Origin of the sequence: Lewinella sp. (assembly GCF_050633125.1) — a bacterium.
Lineage (GTDB): Bacteria > Bacteroidota > Bacteroidia > Chitinophagales > Saprospiraceae > Lewinella.
Genome location: NZ_JBOEFX010000235.1, coordinates 1 through 761, shown reverse-complemented (window position 1 = coordinate 761; position 761 = coordinate 1). Strand labels below are relative to the sequence as shown.

Genomic DNA, 761 nt, shown 5'->3' with positions numbered 1-761 from the left:
TTACGTTGAAGATTGGCGCTAGTGTTGATGCAGATGTGGATGGCCAAGTTAGTAACGACGCCTCTGGTGATGATGCCGATGGCAATGATGATGATGATGGTCTGGATGTATCGAACTTGACCTTCATAACTGGCCAGTCACAGGATATTGTGATTCCGGTAATGAATATGATGGGCGAGTTAGCAGAGTTGGTAATGTTTGTCGATTGGAACAACGACGGCGATTTTGGTGGTGATAGCGAAATGTATAGTGTTGATGTTCCTGATGGAGCGCTAAGTGTTACGATCCAAAATGTTGTTCCTCCAACGACAGCAACTTTAAATGATGACCTAGGCTTACGGATTCGTCTTAGTACCGATACGGATGCAGTAAGGAGCCCATTTGGTCCTGCTCCTAATGGTGAAGTTGAAGATCATGAAATTGTAGTGGTACTTGGTTATGACTATGGTGATTTGCCAGATAACGGCCCTGGAACGAGTGGGGACCCCAATGCTCCTGGTGTGCCGGCCAACTACCAAACACTTTCTGATGATGATGGTGCAAGGCACCGCGTGCTTACTAACGAACAGGATGAGGTGATTCTGAAAATGGGTTTGGCTGTAGATGATGAGGAAGATGCTACTCCCTCTAATGATGCGGGGATTACAGGTGGTGATGATAATGCAGCCACTCCAAGTAGCGATCCTGATGATGAAGACGGACTGGACTTAAACAACATTCCATTATTCATCCTGACGCAAACAGCAGATCTTGTGATTCCG

Annotated in this window: 1 protein-coding gene; it reads left to right on the top strand. The window is 46.3% G+C overall.

The window, feature by feature from the left end; genetic code table 11:
• The coding region (locus ACRBG0_RS28575) for a GEVED domain-containing protein (RefSeq protein WP_431490232.1) at nt 1-761 on the top strand (761 nt) is incomplete at both ends.